The following is a 247-nucleotide window of genomic DNA, read 5'->3' on the forward strand; positions in this document are numbered from 1 at the left end:
CCCGTCACCGCGACCAGGCCCAGATTGTCGACCAGGGTCAGCTGGGTGTTCAGGCCCGAGAAGGTGAAGAACATCGGCAGCAGCAACAGGACCACCAGCGGCTCCAGTTGACGCCGCACGTCCTGGGCCAGCAGGCCGCGCGGCATGACGACGCCCAGGATGAAGCCGCCGAAAACCGCGTGAACCCCGACCGCGTCCATGGCCCAGGCGCTGGCCATGAACATGATCACGACGACGCCCAGCCGCG

Annotated in this window: 1 protein-coding gene; it reads right to left on the minus strand. The window is 67.6% G+C overall.

Annotated elements, in window-relative coordinates; translation table 11 throughout:
• Window positions 1-247 (minus strand): cation:proton antiporter (locus tag CVH10_RS23125; protein WP_181244724.1); only part of this gene is annotated, 247 nt, incomplete at both ends.

The organism is Halomonas sp. ND22Bw (assembly GCF_003011945.1).
GTDB lineage: Bacteria > Pseudomonadota > Gammaproteobacteria > Pseudomonadales > Halomonadaceae > Halomonas > Halomonas halophila.